The 15609-nt window shown below is 52.8% G+C and carries 16 protein-coding genes; 11 read left to right on the top strand and 5 right to left on the bottom strand.

Annotated features, from left to right (window positions below; all coding sequences use genetic code 11):
- Window positions 1-7: 7 nt before the first annotated feature.
- The 6 genes from MUB23_RS17505 to MUB23_RS17480 all read left to right on the top strand — a co-directional run bounded on the left by MUB23_RS17505 (window position 8) and on the right by MUB23_RS17480 (window position 5660).
- Complete coding sequence (locus MUB23_RS17505; protein ID WP_244802039.1) at window positions 8-874, top strand: DUF4438 domain-containing protein; 867 nt, start codon at window positions 8-10, stop codon at window positions 872-874.
- 59 nt (window positions 875-933) lie between these two features.
- Entirely contained in the window at window positions 934-1326 is a 393-nt protein-coding gene (locus MUB23_RS17500) for a VOC family protein (protein ID WP_244802038.1), read from the top strand.
- Between the two features lie 8 nt (window positions 1327-1334).
- Window positions 1335-2564 (top strand): aminopeptidase, encoded by a 1230-nt coding sequence (locus tag MUB23_RS17495; protein ID WP_244802037.1) that lies wholly within the window; start codon window positions 1335-1337, stop codon window positions 2562-2564.
- A gap of 39 nt (window positions 2565-2603) precedes the next feature.
- Window positions 2604-3812, top strand: coding sequence for a M24 family metallopeptidase (locus MUB23_RS17490; protein ID WP_244802036.1), 1209 nt, complete (start codon window positions 2604-2606; stop codon window positions 3810-3812).
- 16 nt (window positions 3813-3828) lie between these two features.
- A complete protein-coding gene (locus tag MUB23_RS17485; RefSeq protein WP_244802035.1) occupies window positions 3829-5172 on the top strand; it encodes an MATE family efflux transporter in 1344 nt (447 codons plus the stop codon).
- Between the two features lie 92 nt (window positions 5173-5264).
- Window positions 5265-5660: a VOC family protein gene (locus tag MUB23_RS17480; RefSeq protein ID WP_244802034.1), complete on the top strand. Its 396-nt coding sequence runs from the start codon at window positions 5265-5267 to the stop codon at window positions 5658-5660.
- Window positions 5661-5796: 136 nt separating this feature from the next.
- On the opposite strand, the gene MUB23_RS17475 is transcribed toward MUB23_RS17480, so the two are convergent.
- Window positions 5797-6498: a hypothetical protein gene (locus MUB23_RS17475; protein WP_244802033.1), complete on the bottom strand. Its 702-nt coding sequence runs from the start codon at window positions 6496-6498 to the stop codon at window positions 5797-5799.
- Window positions 6492-7739, bottom strand: coding sequence for an aminotransferase class V-fold PLP-dependent enzyme (locus MUB23_RS17470; RefSeq protein ID WP_244802032.1), 1248 nt, complete (start codon window positions 7737-7739; stop codon window positions 6492-6494). Before MUB23_RS17470 ends, MUB23_RS17475 begins: the two co-directional genes overlap by 7 nt.
- A gap of 255 nt (window positions 7740-7994) precedes the next feature.
- Here MUB23_RS17470 and MUB23_RS17465 point away from each other — a divergent pair, with 255 nt between their 5' ends.
- The 3 genes from MUB23_RS17465 (at window position 7995) to MUB23_RS17455 (ending at window position 10211) form a co-directional block, all read left to right on the top strand.
- On the top strand, window positions 7995-8618 hold the full coding sequence (locus MUB23_RS17465; protein WP_244802031.1) for a Crp/Fnr family transcriptional regulator: 624 nt from the start codon (window positions 7995-7997) through the stop codon (window positions 8616-8618).
- A 289-nt stretch (window positions 8619-8907) separates the two neighbouring features.
- The gene (locus tag MUB23_RS17460) at window positions 8908-9822 is read left to right on the top strand and encodes an oligopeptide/dipeptide ABC transporter ATP-binding protein (protein WP_244802030.1); all 915 of its coding nucleotides are present in this window, start codon (window positions 8908-8910) and stop codon (window positions 9820-9822) included.
- A 191-nt stretch (window positions 9823-10013) separates the two neighbouring features.
- Window positions 10014-10211 (top strand): hypothetical protein, encoded by a 198-nt coding sequence (locus tag MUB23_RS17455; RefSeq protein WP_244802029.1) that lies wholly within the window; start codon window positions 10014-10016, stop codon window positions 10209-10211.
- A gap of 18 nt (window positions 10212-10229) precedes the next feature.
- Here the strand turns inward: MUB23_RS17455 and MUB23_RS17450 are convergent, their stop codons facing one another.
- The 3 genes from MUB23_RS17450 to MUB23_RS17440 form a co-directional block, all read right to left on the bottom strand.
- Window positions 10230-10694 carry a VOC family protein gene (locus MUB23_RS17450; RefSeq protein ID WP_244802028.1) on the bottom strand — a complete coding sequence of 155 codons (465 nt, stop codon included), beginning with the start codon at window positions 10692-10694 and terminating at the stop codon, window positions 10230-10232.
- 21 nt (window positions 10695-10715) lie between these two features.
- The gene (locus MUB23_RS17445) at window positions 10716-11531 is read right to left on the bottom strand and encodes an AraC family transcriptional regulator (protein WP_244802027.1); all 816 of its coding nucleotides are present in this window, start codon (window positions 11529-11531) and stop codon (window positions 10716-10718) included.
- A gap of 147 nt (window positions 11532-11678) precedes the next feature.
- A complete protein-coding gene (locus MUB23_RS17440; RefSeq protein ID WP_244802026.1) occupies window positions 11679-12668 on the bottom strand; it encodes a GntR family transcriptional regulator in 990 nt (329 codons plus the stop codon).
- 295 nt (window positions 12669-12963) lie between these two features.
- Here MUB23_RS17440 and hutH point away from each other — a divergent pair, with 295 nt between their 5' ends.
- A complete protein-coding gene (gene hutH / locus MUB23_RS17435) occupies window positions 12964-14535 on the top strand; it encodes a histidine ammonia-lyase (RefSeq protein WP_244802025.1) in 1572 nt (523 codons plus the stop codon).
- A 362-nt stretch (window positions 14536-14897) separates the two neighbouring features.
- Window positions 14898-15587 carry a YjjG family noncanonical pyrimidine nucleotidase gene (locus MUB23_RS17430; protein ID WP_244802024.1) on the top strand — a complete coding sequence of 230 codons (690 nt, stop codon included), beginning with the start codon at window positions 14898-14900 and terminating at the stop codon, window positions 15585-15587.
- The last annotated feature ends 22 nt before the right edge of the window (window positions 15588-15609 follow it).

The following is a 15609-nucleotide window of genomic DNA, read 5'->3' as shown; positions in this document are numbered from 1 at the left end:
ATAAGAAATGTTGAAGACCAACCGTGAAAAATTAGTAAAGCTTTCAGTCCAGGGAAAGATCCATCATCCTCTGGGGGGCAGCGCGAGGATTACCTCGGAGGGAACCGTGGTGGCGCTTCCGGCCATCGGCGGTATCACCTATAATGTAAAGGTGGGAGACCGGGTGTTCGGACTGGTCAGCGACCACATCGAGCCCGGCGTGTCGATCAAGAATCCGGACCCGTCGGAGAGCGACGCTTTGAATGTGTTTACTTGTATCGGAAATAAGGCCCGCGTCGTCAGCGGAAAGGCAGAGGGCGCGGTCGGAACCGTGACCGGAATCCACGGCGGCTGCGAGCATGTGATCATCTATTTCCCGGATGAGGTGCTGGAAAAATTAAAAATCAACGACGAGATTCTGGTAGAATCCTGCGGACAGGGTATGAAAATCGAGGGTTGTGAGGAGATCATCGTCCAGAATCTGGATCCGGATCTTCTGGAGCACATGGACGTTCAGGTCACGGAGAACGGCGGGCTGACCGTTCCGGTGGCGGGGATTATTCCCTCCTACCTGATGGGATCCGGCCTGGGCGCTTCCCACAGCTATTCCGGTGACTATGACCTGATGACCTCCGACTGGGCCGCCATTGAGGAAAACCATCTGGAGAACCTACGGTTTGGGGATATCGTCCTGATCGAGGACAGCGACAACACTTTCGGGAGAGGATACCTAAAAGGCGCCAGAGCGATCGGCATCGTGATCCACGGGGACTGCATCGCTCACGGCCACGGCCCTGGAATCACCACCGTGCTGGTGACGAAAAAACCGATCATTGAAGGCCGGCTCAGCGAGAAGGCCAACATTGCAGATTTTGTTTTGAGCAGAGAATATTAAAAAATCCGGGGCTCCGCCGCAGGGCGGGCAGCCCCAATCAGAAAACAGGAGTGAGACAGATGAGCTTAATGCAATTATCATCGCAGGTAACTTTTTTGTACTTTACGGATATGGAGAAGGCGACCAAATTTTTTGATGAGGTCCTGCAGCTGGAAAAGGTGTATGATCCCGGATGGTCCACGGTTTGGAGAACCGGTGAGCACGCCTTTGTCGGAGCCGTGAAAGCGGACGAGGGTTCCATCCAGGTCAAAGAGCGGGGCGGCGTGCTGGTCAGCCTGACCGTGCACAATATCGAGGAAGTGCGGGAGCATCTTTTGCCTCTGATTCCGGATGTGTCGGAGATCAAGCAGGTCAAGGAGCTGGCATTAAAGTCCTTCTTCCTGACCGGACCGGAGGGGTATCCCTTCGAGATCCAGCAATTCACCTCCGGCGAACTGAATCAGCTCTTTTAAGGGGGAACATGGATAAGAAAATTTATCGGCAATTTGCCCGCGTGCTGGTGGAGGTCGGCGCCAATTTGCAGCCGGGGGAGACGGCTGTGATTCAGGCGCCGCCGGACCAGTACCTGCTGGTCCGGGAGATCGCTCAGGTCTGTTACCAGATGGGGGCCCGGTATGTGAAGGCGGAATATGAGGACGACGCACTGGGATTGATCCGGGCGGAGTACGCGAAAGCAGAAAACTTGAGCGGATATCCCCAGTGGCTTGCCGATTACAGGAAGGCCTACGGGGAAGACAACATCTGCGTGATCAGCCTTTCCGCCCCTTGCTTTGATGCCATCCCGCCCTCCCTGAGCCAAAAGCTTAGGGAGGTGCAGGAGGGAGAGAGAAGGTGCGGGGAGGGATTTACGGAAGCCATTTCCGATGGGACCGTGAGCCTGGTCAAGACCGTGGTTCCCAACCTCTCCTGGGCCAAAGCCGTCTATCCCGGCCTTGACGGGGAGGAAGCTCTCGCAAAGCTCTGGGAAAGTTTCCTTCGTATCTGCCGGCTGGATCAGGAGGATCCGGTGAAGGCTTGGCGGAAGCATCAAAAAAATCTAGCGGACAAAAAGAAGATTTTGAACGGGTTGGGCCTGAAAATGCTCCACCTAAAGGGCGGGCAGACAGATCTTAAGGTCGGGCTGGTTCGGGGCGGACGCTGGATCGGCGGATGCGCCTACAACCAGAAAAACGGGCTGGAATACGTTCCCAATATCCCGACGGAGGAGATTTTCTTCGTGCCGGACAAATATCAGGTCAATGGGCGCGTGGCTTCCACTGTCCCGCTGAATTACAAGGGACGCCTGATTGAAGGGATTGTCCTGGATGTGGAGAACGGTAAGGTGACAGGGCACTCCGCCGCGCAGGGGGAGGAGCTCCTTTCCTCCATCCTGGAGACGGACGAAGGGTCCTGCTATTTCGGGGAAGTATCTCTGGTATCAGTCCGTTCCCCGATCTACCGGACCGGAACCGTGTTCTACAATACGCTGCTGGACGAGAACGCAGTCTGCCACATGGCTCTCGGAAAGGGGACGCCTGGTATTTTGGAAAACGGATACGAGCTGTCCCGAAAGGATCAGGAGGCGGCGGGAATCAATTTCAGCAAAATTCATGTGGATTTCATGATTGGATCCCCCGAACTGGATGTGGACGGCTTGACGGAGACGGGAGAGAACATTGCAATCTTCCGCGCAGGAGACTGGGTCATCTGAGTCCGGAGGATCGAGCGAAAACGAGGCAAGGAGGAGAACATGGGGGAACAAATTTGGGACAGACATCTGAAACATTTTATAGACGGTTTGGCGGAGAGCGGAATTGCAGTCTTTTTTTCGGACCCTCAGTTCTTTGATTTCATGCAGCCGGCTTTTACCCCTTATCTGGATCGGAACTTTTATTACCTGACCGGTCTCACCCAACCGGGACTCTGCCTTTTGGCGGACAAGGAGAGCGGGGAGGCGGTCCTATACGCATCGGATGAGGGGGCCGGGCTGCCGGAGGGCAGCCGGTACCGGGAGAACTGCCGTCCTCTTCAAGCACTGACGCAGGATGTGGCTTCGCGGATGGACCGTACAGGGGCCACGGCCTGGTTTTTTACCTATGAGGATTCCCCTTTAAAGGAAAAAAATAAGTATGGGGAGATGGCGGCTAAGATTGCAGAGCGCAGCGGACCGGAGGCGCTGAAAAATTCTTTCTCTCTCTTGGCGCGTCTGCGGCAGAAAAAGGAGCCCTGGGAACTTCAGGAAATCCGTACGGCCATCCGGTACACCAAGGAGGCCTTGGACTTTACAGCCCAGGGGCTGAGGGAGGGGATCTGGGAGTACGAAGCCCTGGCGGATTATGACTACCATCTGGCAAAAAACCAACGGGCCCTCAGTTTTCAGATGGCTGCCTCCGGGCCGAACGCGCTGCAGCCCCACTATCTGGAATCCGGAAGAAGAGCAGAGCAGGGGGAGATGATGCTGTTTGACCTGGGAGCACTCAGCCATTGCTACACCAGCGATATTTCGCGGACCTACCCGGTTGGCGGACGGTTTACCGAAAGGCAGAAGGAGCTGTACCGGTTTGTGCTGGAGGCACAGCAGTTAGCTTATGAGATGCTGCGGCCGGGAATCCGCTACCGCCAGATCGACGAGGCGGTCTGCGCCTACTACGGAGATGCTCTGAAGGCGGCCGGACTGATCAGCGGCCGGGAGGAAGTGGGGCGGTATTACACCCATGGCATCGGGCATCCTCTGGGCCTTTATGTCCACGATCCGGGAAGCATGGAGGATTTGGTGGTGGAGGGCGGAGTCTATACCCTGGAGCCGGGGCTTTACATTCCGGAGGAAGGGATCGGAATCCGGGTGGAGGACGATTACCTGGTGACGGCGAATGGAGCGGAAAATCTCTCCGCGGATATCGAAAAGCAGATTGTGGAATTGGAAAACATGGTGGGAAGCCGGTGCCGGAAATTGGGCTAGAAGAAGGTGGAGCCGATTGAAAAAGCGTCACAGTGCGATTGATTTGACCAAAGGTCCGGAACTGCGGGTTATTCTGTCCTTTTCCGTTCCGTTATTGATTGGAAATCTATTTCAACAGATGTATAATGTGGTTGACAGCATTGTCGTGGGAAATTATGTGGGTTCTCAGGCGCTGGCGGCTGTTGGGTTATGTTTTCCAATCATCGTGACAATTCTCTCCTTAATTATGGGAATTGGGACCGGAACCAGCGTGGTGGTATCCAACTATTGCGGGGCGGGAGATCAAGAACGGGTGGAGAGGACGATCAAAACCTCTTACTGGATTGTATTTCTGGGGTGCATTCCCATCAGCATTCTGGGGGTATTGGGAGCGGAGACAATCCTAAAGCTCATTCAAGTCCCGGAGGATATTCTGCCGGATGCCGCGCGCTACCTGCAAATTTATTTCTTGGCCTCTTTTGCCAATCTCGGCTATGGGATCAATGACGGGATCCTGCGGGGATTGGGGGACAGCCGTTCCTCCCTTCGGTTTGTGATGGTGGCTTGTTTCATGAATGTGGCTCTGGATTTGCTTTTTGTCCTGCGGTTTAATCTGGCGGTGGTAGGTGTGGCGGTTGCGACCGTGACAGCCCAGACGGCCGCCTGGATTTGGAGTACGGTCTACATCCGGAGGCACTATCTCCTCGCCAGGAGAAAGAAGGGAAATCTCCGGCCGGATTCGGCGATTGCAGGCCAGATTTGCCGGATTGGGATTCCCGCAGGGATCCAGCATATGTTCTTTTCCTTTGGAGCCATTGTGACCCAGGCCATGATCAACGGGTGCGGATCCTCTTTTATCGCGGGCTTTAACGCGGCCAGCAAGATTGATTCCTTTGCCTTTCTTCCGATTCTGAGCTTTTCTACGGCAACGACATCTTTTGTCGGACAGAATCTGGGGGCAAAGCGCTGGGACCGGATCCGGCGAGGCGCGGTTTCCGCATTAAAACTGGCGCTCGGACTGGATGTGATTCTTGTAGGGGTTATCCTATGTTTTGGCTCCCTCTTGCTGGGGCTGTTTAACCAGGAGGCGGATGTGATTCATGCAGGGCTCGGATACCTGTACCGCATCATGCCCTTTTACCTGATTTACACTGTCATTTCTATGATGTATGCGGTGCTGCGGGGACTGGGGGACAGTATGATTCCCATGGGAATTATGATCGCCGCGCTGTGGCTGGGAAGAGTGCCGGCCGCTTATCTGCTGCTTCATTATTTTGGAGAGAACAACCTGTTTTTCTGTTATGGAATCGGCTGGCTGATTGAAATCGGGCTCCTGAGTATTTACTATCGCTCCGGCCGGTGGAAGCGGTTTCTTCGGTAAAACGGGATCAGAATAAAAGACGGAAGCGGCGTCCTCTTTCATGTAGGAAGCCGCAAAAGCAGAGAATTCAAAAATGGGGAGGGGTACGATTCATGAAGCTTACGTCGCAGACTACTTTTCTGTATGTGGATGATATGCAGGAAGCACGTCGTTTTTTTGACGATATCATGGGATTCGAGGTGGTGTATGATCCGATCTGGGCCTGTGTTTGGAGAACGGGAGAAAATTCCTTTCTGGGAGTGGTGGACAACAAGAGCCAGCGGGGACTGATCCAGGATCGGGATAAAGGCGGCGTTCTGGTCAGCTTCACCGTAAGGGATATCGAGGATACCTATCTGTACATGGGACAGCAGAGCTGTATCCCTTACCTATCCCCCATTCGTTTTGTGGAAGATATTGGATTGAAATCCTTTGTGTTTCAGGGGCCGGAAGGATATCTGTTTGAGGTGCAGGAATTCACCAACGTAGAATTGCAGAATTTGTTTTAAATTCAGAGGGATTTCCGATGAGAGAACAAGGTGTGCCTCCATAGCGGAGCGTAAATAAAAAAGGATCCTGTTTGCTCAGGATCCTTTTTAAGCTTATAGGATTCATGGAAGATCTCTAATTAGAGAAAAACGGTATTTAAGGCCGGTAATTGGTTTTGCAGACGCCGTGGTGCAGAAATATAATTGCCGTGCCGATGTCAAAGACAGGGAGGGCAAACTGCTTAGAAATCTCGTAGCCGTAGGTGGCCAGGTTGCTGCATTCCAGAAGCAGCGCTCCGATTTTAGGACCGCGGGACAGGAGACGTTCCACTGCGTGCAGTACATCTTGTTTCATGAGGTCATAGTCGTGGGGACCGCTCCCCTCCAGGATCGCCTGCCGGAAGTGAGGTTCCTCCTCCATGCCCTGGATTACCAGGCCTTCCATGCGTCCGGCGCCGGCAGCGATCAGATGAGAATATCCCAGCAGTTGGGAATGCCCGGTCAGGATGCCGATGGATTGGTCTTTTCCGGTGATCTGCCGCAGGAGGGGAAGGAGAATCAGGCTGGAGGAGATTACGGGAATGCCCGCCTGATCCGCCAGCTCCCGCTGATACAGGGACATTAGGCCGCAGTCGCCTGCGATGGCTGCTGCGCCTTGCCGGACCAAATCCTTTGCCGCCCGGCACAGCTCTTCGCAAATGGCGGGCGAGCCTTCAATCAGATCCCGGTAGCTTCCTGAGACAGTCCCAAAGAGGACGGGAAAGGGGAAGGATCCGGGAAGTCCCGGATCCCCCAACCTCCGTTCCCCGGCGCTCTCAAAAAGGAGAACCCCGATGGCGGGGGAAGTTTCCCTTACCATTTTTTCTGATAATCCGGCTGGCGGCCGATCTCGGCAATCAACTCCTTCATGCCGGCGATCATGCGGTCGATATCTTCCTTGTTGTTAAAATACTGGCAGGAAATCCGGAAGCCGCCGACATAATCCGTGAAGCGCTGTGCGATGAAAATCTTGCGGGCGTGGAGCTGCTTTAAGATCCAGCGCTCGGTCTCCAGGTCCTCATACAGCCGGGCGATCACGATACTAGAACGGTGGTCCGGGTCTCTGTGGGTGATCAGAGTCCCCCCCAGCTTCTCGATTTCATCCATGCAGTAGGTGCTGATGTCAAAGATATGGGCTTCGATGTTCTCCACGCCCAGTTCATTGACCAGCCCTAAGGTTTCGCCAAGGGCGATGGCTCCGGGGTAGTTGGAGGTTCCGCCGATCTCGAATTTCCGCGCAGTCATCTCATACTCCCAGTTATTGACAGAGGGCGCCGCCGGGTTTTCCCAGTAAGCTCCCCATCCGCCTTCCGGCACCTTGGTGTTCAGGTAGCCCTGATAGACAGCCTTTAATTTGGGGAGGGTCTCCTTATTGATGTACAGAATTCCGGCTCCAAAAGGAGAATTCAGCCATTTGTGGCCGCCGGCGGTCATGACATCCACGTGGAAGGTCTTGGTGTCCAGTTTGGATACGCCCATCTGCTGCACGGCGTCCACAACCAGATAAATGCCGCGGGCCTTGCACATGTCGCCGATCTCCTTCAGATCCATCTTCCAGCCGTTGCACCATTCCACGGAGGAGATAACCAGGATTCGGGTGCGGTCGTCGCAGAGAGCCTCAAAGTCTTTGGCCTCGAAACGGCTGTCCTTGGTCTTGGCCACCCGGATTTCAATGTCTCGGTCGTTGCGGATGGCGCACCAGGGCAGGGCTACCTGGATGAATTCCAGATTGGTGGTGATGATGTTGTCGCCGTCTGTCAGCTCGATGCCGGCCGCGGCAATGTTGAGTCCGTGGGAGGTGCTCTCCACAATGGCGATCTCTTCCGGGTCGGCGTTCAGAAGTTTGCACGCCTCTTCGTAGGCCTTATGCCTCTTCGCGTCCATGGCGATGTGGTGGGCGCTGGAGTTTTCTTCATCCTGGCGGGCGGTGAAATCGGCAAAATCCTTTAAGGCCCGGACGGTTCGCTGGGGGGCAAAGCTGACGCAGGCGGCGTCCAGAAAGGTCATGGTTTCCAGAACCGGCCATTCTTCTTTGCGAAGCTGTTCCCAATTGATGTTCATGTGTTTTTCCTCCTGTAAGAAAATACATATCTCCGGGGCATGCACACCTCGGAGGAGTCGTGCAAGGGTTTCGCCCTTGAAGTTCCTGATACTGACATGGTAACAGTTTTGAAAAAAGGATTCTGTTAAGTACTTTACACTTTCAAAATTTTTGGGATAACAGAGGGGTAGGATATGTTTATGGAAGAATTGTCTCCGTGGATTTCCGCGGAGCTCGGACAATGGGATTCCTTTCTGGAGGGCCAAGTTCCCCGGATGTTGAAAAAAAATACCGTACTGTTTCAGCAGGCGGATCCGTCCTGCTTTGTCTATGTGGTGAAATCTGGCCGGATCCGTATCACCTCTTTCGAGGGGGACGGCAATGAGAAACAGTTGTTTATCGCGGAGAAAGGCGCCATGTTCGGGGAGTCTTCCTGCCTGATGGGACTTCCCCGTCCGGCGGCGGCGGTGGCTATTGTGGATTCTCAGGTGTATGCGGCTCCCTACGAGAGGCTGGAGGAGGCCATGCGCCGGGACTTTGAGCTGTGCCGCCGGGTGATGCAGATGATCAGCCGGAAAAATATGGTGCTGCTGCACCAGGTGATGGAACTCTCCCTGGCGGATGCGTTCCAGCGCATTGCCCAGGTGCTGGTGAACCTGAGCCGGCAGTACGGCGCCCCGGAAAGGGAGGGAATCCGGATTAACATTCGTTTTACCCACCAGGACGTAGCCAATCTAATCCACGCCAGCCGCGTGACGGTCAGCAACGTGTTTCAGGTTCTGATGGGGGAAGGAATTTTGAAAAAGTGCGAAGGACGGTTCTGGGTGGTTCGGCCGGAACGGCTCCAGGAGCTGGCGGAGGGCTGGTCCATCGGAACCTCCTCCCCAGCTAAGAAATAAATGGCATAGAAAAAAAGAACAATTTCCGGTAATTGAAAAACACCATTTTGTCTCGGACGGGATATCAATCATGGATTGGATTGGAGACAGCGGTGTAGGATAGAGGAAAGCTCTCCGTTGGGCGCGGGCCAGGGGGGCGACCAGAGAGGGATTTCGAAAAAACAAAAAGAGGCAGAATGGGTTCTTTAAGGATCCATTCTGCCTCTTTTTAAAACAATGAATATAGGAAGGATTTACCGGAAGACAAAGAAAAAGAAAGAAAAAACGGCATAGATAACAGCAGGATCACATGGGCCGCTTTTTCTCTGTGGGGACGGTTTCTCTTCCCACTTTCTGGGTGGCCATGCTGCTCCAGCTCTTGTTCTACAGCCTCTTAAAACTGCTTCCCATCGGAGGGCGGCTCAGTATGGACGTGCAGCTTTTTGAACAGATCCCCCATGTCACCGGCTTCCTGCTGCTGGAGGATTTGAAGAAGAAATTTAAGATGACTTATATCTTGATTTCCCATGACCTCAGCGTCGTCAATTATATGTCGGATAAAATTGCCGTTATGTACCTGGGGAAATTGATGGAATGCGGACCGTCGAAAGAGATTTTTGAAAAGCCGGTCCACCCCTATACGAAAGCCCTGTTCGGCTCGATTCCGGACATCCATACCAAAAGCCTGGAGGATATCACCACCTTGGAGGGGAATGTCCCAAGCCCCATCCATCCGCCCTCCGGCTGCTATTTCCACACCCGCTGCCCCATGGCGCGGGAGAGGTGCGGCAAGGAAACGCCGGCTTTGCAGGATATCTGCCTGAATCCTCCCTGCGGTGTGCTTTCCGCCCCGATCACCCTGACGATCGAGAACGGGTATGTCAAGAAAGTAGCCGGGGGAAGCCAGGCCAAGCAGTTTGAGAGCTGGCTGGCTCATTTTAATGATCCCTTGATGTACCGGATGGCCCATGTGTGTTACGGCCTTCATCCCAACGCCAAACTGACCGGCGTCTGCGTGGAGGACGAACGGATCTGGGGCTCCACCGAGTGGGGCATGGGCTATCTGCCCGTGGCGGACGCGCCGCCAACCGGAATCAACGCCGCCTCCCACTGCGACGGCATCACGTTAAATTCTTCCCTGTGGTTGGACGGCGTCCAGGTCTTGGATCAAGGCGAGATCGTACATCCGGAGCTGGTGGAGATGGCGAAGAAGCTGAAAGGATAAAAAGGCGAAAGGATAAGAAACGCAGGGGAACCTGGGAACACGCGCTCTTCCTCCGCCAAAACGGCCGGCACGGCAAAAAAAATTGCCGTCCGGTAACGCGGCGGCGGAAGAGTCTTTTCCCCGTAAGAAAATAGCTGGATAGGCAAAAAAAGAGCGGCTGTTCAAAATAAGAACCGGCCGGAAAGGCCCCGATGGATCTGGAATACCAGCTTTCCCTGCCGGTCATCGACGTAGCCCTGGCCGCCCTGTTTGAGGCCGTCCACCAGATAACGGTCAAAGAGCGCTGCGGGTGGTCCGTCAGCAAAGCTCAAAGTTACAAAGCGCCTCCCAAAGGTCAGCTCCGCCGGTGGGATCTGGAAGAATTCTATCATTTGGAAGGACTATTCTAATCCAGGAACTTCCTTCCATTATTGATTCAGCAGTTTGGTCAGATCTTCGACAGAAGCCCCCATTTTTACGGATGTTTCTTCCATTGTCATTCCTGAATTTAAGAAACGGTGGATCACCATTTTCATATCTTCCCCGACTTCTATGATATGTCCGTCTAAATCATAAAACCGGACGACGCGCTGCCCCCAGTCATGCTCCACCACGTCCCCTAAAAACTCGAGATCCGGGTACTTTTTGAGCTTCTCTAAGAATCCGTCAAAGTCCGGTTCTTCAAAGCAGATCTCCATATTATTGGATTTCTTCCCGATTCGTTCTTTCGGCAAATGGACAAGCCAGTCAAAATCCTGCTGCAAAGCCAATCCGCAAGTAAACGAAATATTTCTGCCGTAATCCTGAAATAGTTCCAGGCCGAACAGATCCTCATAAAACTTCCGCGCAGCCGTAATATCCGCCACGGAAAGCAAAGCGCAAGTGTATTTCATATAAAACTCCTTTCCAAAGCTCTAATCGTTATATAGCCTGCTGTATTGTTTCGGGGTGACTCTGGCATATTTTTTAAAGAAATTGGTGAAATGACTCTGGCTGCTGAACCCTAGCTGATATGTGATATCAGCTAGTTCCGCCCCTTCTTTTAACAACCGTTTCGCCTCCGTCATCTTGACACATTCGATAAAGCGATAAGGCGAGATTCCCTTTTCACGTGTAAACGTCCGCAGAAAGTGATACTTACTAAGCCCCGTAAGATCGCTCAAATCCTGTAATGCAATGCGGCCGGCATAGTTCAGTTCAATGTAGCCGCAGGCTCGCTTTATGAGAGAAGAGGCGTCCGGCGATTCCTCTTTTCCCGGTTTCGAGCAGTCCGGCACCAAATCTCCGATGATCAGATAAAGCAATTCCTCTTTCTGAAATTGATCGCAGGAGCCGCTGGTAATCAGGGCGGTCAATTCCGTCATCTGCAAAACCAGATCGCTCTGGTAAAGGACTTGCGGCTCAAAATACGGACAAAAATCATGTCCAATACACTCTCGGATCAACTCTTTCATCCGTTCTGCCGTAATGTGAAGACACCGAAAATCCAAAATCTCCTTTTCCAGCTCGAAACAAGCGTGATTGTCGAGGGGATTAAAAAGGAGCATATCATTCTTTGCCACCACATATTCCTTATTTTGACAGACCACCCGCCTGCTGCCGCCGGAAAGGAACCCCAATTCATAATAATCATGAAAATGGTTTGGCAGCTGCTCAATCTCTCCCATAAGCGTCAGCACTTCAAGATCCAGCTGCCGGTCAAATACAATATTCCCCGTTGAAACCTCCATCATACCCACCCCACTGTGCCATCACCGCCAATACTATTATAAAGAAGAAAAAGAAAGAAATCTTGCAAAATATTGCGCTCCGCATATCATACGATCACCATTTTTGGAGTTGGCAGAAGGTGCTGAGGAATAGGAGCGGCCGCAATTTTATTCGAAGGGACGGCTGTTCTTTGCGTGATAAATTTCCAGAACCCGATCCTCAAAATGGACCATGGATCCCTTGTTCAGCTGATAATCAAACGGGATGATCCTCCCACCGTTAGAACGGTATTCCGCAATCAAAGCCGAAGCATCCGGGTAGTCGGAGGGAGAGTAGGCGGGAGGGACCATCAGGACATCAGTGTCATGCAGGCCCTTAGCCATCTCCGCCAGATTGTTTTCCCCAACATAGGTCCTTATTTGTTCCAGATTGTCGAAATTTTCCAGGACTTCCAGCATGATGTCCAGGAAAGTCTGACTGCCGCTCCAGAGAGAAACATGGCAGTTCGAGGGAATCTTTACGATCTCAATCACGCTGTCTAATTTTAGATCCAGCATTACTTTTTCCAGATGATCCACCCGTGCGGGAACAGAAAAAGCAACCTCATCATAGTGCTTGGAGGTGGTGACGATCAGGTCGGCGTTCTCCTCCACCTGCCGGGGATTGCGCCGGAAATCCTGTAAAACCATGGTGTCCAGCACGATCCCCCTCATGTTTTTTAACTGAAGCCGGATCGAGGAAAGGCATTCTTCGCAGCAGTCAATCCATCCCACCCGTACCTTGGCGTTGTCGTGGAGGAACTCTTCCAGAACCTGGGAGAAAATTTGTCCGCACTCCGGCGGAGTGATGCCGAGGGCTCTCATCTGCTCGATGGCTCGCTGGAAGGTCTCACGGGCCACGCGGCGCGATTCTTCCCGGTTATATTTAGCCACAAAGGAACCACTTCCCTGGATTGTAATGATTTTTCCGGATTTTTGAAGCTCCCGGAAGGCCGTTTTGATTGTTCCGCGGGACAGGCCGGTTTCCTCTTCCAGCATACGCTCGGTGGGCAATTTATCCCCGGGCTTTAGCGTCCCGGAAAGAATCTGCTCTTCAATTTGTTCGCTCAGCTGCTTATAGGCCGCTGTCTTACAGGATTTGTCAATGGATAGATTCATAAGAAATTCCTCCTTGGCTGCAAAAATCAAATGGCTTGCTATCACTTTATCATGATAATGCAGCAGTGTCAAGAAGATAATATGTACCAAATAAAAAAGAACTAAACAAATTTGGGGCCTTTTCAATTATTTGATTTGGAAAAAAGGATAATACAGCGGGACACCAATTAATAAAATACCATTTATCTCAAATTGGTATATAAATAATGGTTAAATTTGTTGACATTAATATAAACCAATGATATGATAAAGAAAAAATAAGAAGAGTCAACATAGAATACGGAGGAAATGAAATATGGTACAGACAGGAATGGAGAGAAAGATCGTTAACCCGGCGGAAATTCATGAGATTCGGCTTTCCGGACAGGGTCTTACCGTTGAGATGGTGGTCGCCGCCGCCCGGTTTGGAGCCCATGTCACCATCGAAGAAAAGGCTGTCGCTGCGATGCAGGAATCCCGTCAGCTGGTGGAAGAGATTGTGGAAGGCGATACCCCGGTTTACGGGATCAACACCGGATTCGGTGAATTCAGCAAAGTGAGGATCGGCCACGACAGCATCGACCAGCTGCAAAAGAATTTGATCATGAGTCACAGCACGGCGACGGGCCAGCCGCTGAAAGAGGAGGTTGTCCGGGCCATGCTGCTGCTGCGGGCCAACGCTCTTTGCAATGGTTTCTCCGGAATCCGCCCCCAGGTGGTACAGCTCCTGGTGGATATGCTGAATGCCAGGGTCCATCCGGTTGTGCCGGAAAAAGGCTCCCTCGGCGCCAGCGGCGATCTGGCTCCTCTTGCCCATATGGTTCTTCCGATGCTGGGCATGGGGGAGGCGGTCTATCAGGGAGAGCGGATGTCCGGCGCTGCTGCGATGGAAAAAGCCGGATTAACCCCGGTATCGCTGAAAGCAAAAGAAGGTCTGGCCCTGATCAATGGAACCCAGGTGCTGACCTCCATCGGAACCCTGGCTTTCTATGATACCCTTCAGGCCGCACGTATGGCGGATATCGCCGTGTCTCTTTCGATGGAGGCTTTGACGGCTCTACTCAATGCCTTTGATCCCAGAGTCCATGCCGTGCGCCCCCACCAGGGACAGAGTCTGGTGGCCGCCAATGTACGGACCATCACCAAGGACAGCCCGATCCTGGCGAAATCCCAGAACCTTCGGGTGCAGGACGCCTACGCGATCCGCTGTACCGGTCAGGTCCACGGCGCGGTTCGGGATACCTTGGATTTCATCCGCCGCACCATTGAGACAGAGCTGAATTCCGTCACCGATAATCCGATTTTGTTTACCGAGGAAGGCGATGTGATCTCCGGCGGAAACTTCCACGGCGAGCCGATGGCTTTTGCTTTTGACTTCCTTGGAATCGTCTGCTCCGAGCTTGCCAATATTTCAGAGCGCCGTTTGGAGCGCCTGGTGAATCCGGCTCTCAGCAACGGCCTTCCCGCTTTCCTGACCAACGAAGGCGGTGTGAATTCCGGTTTCATGATCGTCCAGTACAGCGCAGCCTCCATGGTATCGGAGAACAAGGTGCTGGCCCACCCGGCCAGTGTGGATTCGATTCCCAGCTCCGCCAACCAGGAAGACCATGTCAGCATGGGAACCACGGCGGCCAGAAAAGCGGCCCAGATCGTGGAAAACACGCTGTCTGTGATTGCAATGGAACTGATGGGAGCGGCCCAGGGGATTGACCTGAGAGGAGGAGAGCCTTCGCCGGTCAGCAAGAAAGTGTATGGGCGGATCCGTGAGAAGGTGGATTTCTGGGATCGTGACCGGGAGATGTGGCGCGACGTAGCCGCAATGAACGAGCTGGTGAGAGACGGAAGCCTGGTTGAGATCGTTTCTGAGCTCTGCCCGGAATTCCAGTAAATCATGATGACGAGTCCTTTTCCGGCGAGAGAAATCAAGCGCTGTTTCATGGGAGAATTTATATTTATTTTACAAAATCATAAGGGATTTGTTAAACACAAATCCGCGAAAGTATGTTACTATAATATTGCGATTAGCAAAGCGATACCTACCTATTATGTTGAATGACAGTACTCACAAGCAAAGAAGGGGAGCCATCCGGTTCCCCTTCTTTGCGTCTGAAAGAAATTGGTGGTTCCCAAAAAGTGGTTTTTCGTTTATAATAAAACAGTATGAAAAAGCGGCAAAACGGCCCGAAGATCCAACAGGATCTCCAGGGAGGCTTTGCCGTGGGAAAAATATTCGGAGAAGGAGGAACCGGAATGCGCGCATATGACTGGATCTTTTTTGACGCGGACGGTACGCTGCTGGATTTCGCGGCGGCAGAACAACACGGGCTGGAGCATACGTTCCGGCAGTTTGGCTACCCCTTTGACGAGACAATACGAAAGCGATATATGGAAATCAACCACGGTCTCTGGAAGGATTTCGAACGAGGGCGGATCACCAAAGACGACGTGCTGAATCAACGGTTTTCCCGGTTGTTTCAGGAAATTGGCGTCGTCCGCGGTGAAAATGACAAAGCCTTTGAAGAAGCCTATCAGAATGCGCTGGCAAATGGAGCGGATGTGACGGAAGGGGCGGAGGAAGTGCTTTCCTATTTGAAGGGGAAATACTCTCTTTATGTGGCGACCAACGGAGTTGCCTCCACCCAGTACAGACGTCTGGAACTGTCCGGATTGAAGCGCTATTTTGACGGGATTTTTGTGTCGGAGGAAATCGGCTTTCAGAAACCGCAGAAAGAATATTTTTCTGCCTGCTTCGCCCAGATTCCGGGGATCATCCCGGAACGGACGCTGATTATAGGGGACTCCCTGACCTCCGATATGGCGGGAGGGTTGGCCGCAGGAATTGCGACCTGCTGGTTCCATGGAGAAAATGAGAAAAATGAAGAGCAGCTTCCCATTACCATGGAGATCCGCCGCCTGACGGATTTAAAGCTGATTTTATAGCGGAGAGGCGGGACTGGCCGCC

Source organism: Cuneatibacter sp. NSJ-177 (assembly GCF_022867805.1).
Lineage (GTDB): Bacteria > Bacillota > Clostridia > Lachnospirales > Lachnospiraceae > Pseudolachnospira.
Note: the sequence above shows the minus strand (reverse complement) of the source record. Positions and strands in the feature narration are given on the sequence as shown.

Coding starts and splice junctions, on each gene's coding strand:
- MUB23_RS17505 (WP_244802039.1), top strand. CDS start 8: ATGTTGAAGACCAACCGTGAAAAATTAGTAAAGCTTTCAGTCCAGGGA.
- MUB23_RS17500 (WP_244802038.1), top strand. CDS start 934: ATGAGCTTAATGCAATTATCATCGCAGGTAACTTTTTTGTACTTTACG.
- MUB23_RS17495 (WP_244802037.1), top strand. CDS start 1,335: ATGGATAAGAAAATTTATCGGCAATTTGCCCGCGTGCTGGTGGAGGTC.
- MUB23_RS17490 (WP_244802036.1), top strand. CDS start 2,604: ATGGGGGAACAAATTTGGGACAGACATCTGAAACATTTTATAGACGGT.
- MUB23_RS17480 (WP_244802034.1), top strand. CDS start 5,265: ATGAAGCTTACGTCGCAGACTACTTTTCTGTATGTGGATGATATGCAG.
- MUB23_RS17475 (WP_244802033.1), bottom strand. CDS start 6,498: ATGGTAAGGGAAACTTCCCCCGCCATCGGGGTTCTCCTTTTTGAGAGC.
- MUB23_RS17470 (WP_244802032.1), bottom strand. CDS start 7,739: ATGAACATCAATTGGGAACAGCTTCGCAAAGAAGAATGGCCGGTTCTG.
- MUB23_RS17465 (WP_244802031.1), top strand. CDS start 7,995: ATGTTGAAAAAAAATACCGTACTGTTTCAGCAGGCGGATCCGTCCTGC.
- MUB23_RS17460 (WP_244802030.1), top strand. CDS start 8,908: ATGGGCCGCTTTTTCTCTGTGGGGACGGTTTCTCTTCCCACTTTCTGG.
- MUB23_RS17455 (WP_244802029.1), top strand. CDS start 10,014: ATGGATCTGGAATACCAGCTTTCCCTGCCGGTCATCGACGTAGCCCTG.
- MUB23_RS17450 (WP_244802028.1), bottom strand. CDS start 10,694: ATGAAATACACTTGCGCTTTGCTTTCCGTGGCGGATATTACGGCTGCG.
- MUB23_RS17445 (WP_244802027.1), bottom strand. CDS start 11,531: ATGGAGGTTTCAACGGGGAATATTGTATTTGACCGGCAGCTGGATCTT.
- MUB23_RS17440 (WP_244802026.1), bottom strand. CDS start 12,668: ATGAATCTATCCATTGACAAATCCTGTAAGACAGCGGCCTATAAGCAG.
- hutH (WP_244802025.1), top strand. CDS start 12,964: ATGGTACAGACAGGAATGGAGAGAAAGATCGTTAACCCGGCGGAAATT.
- MUB23_RS17430 (WP_244802024.1), top strand. CDS start 14,898: ATGCGCGCATATGACTGGATCTTTTTTGACGCGGACGGTACGCTGCTG.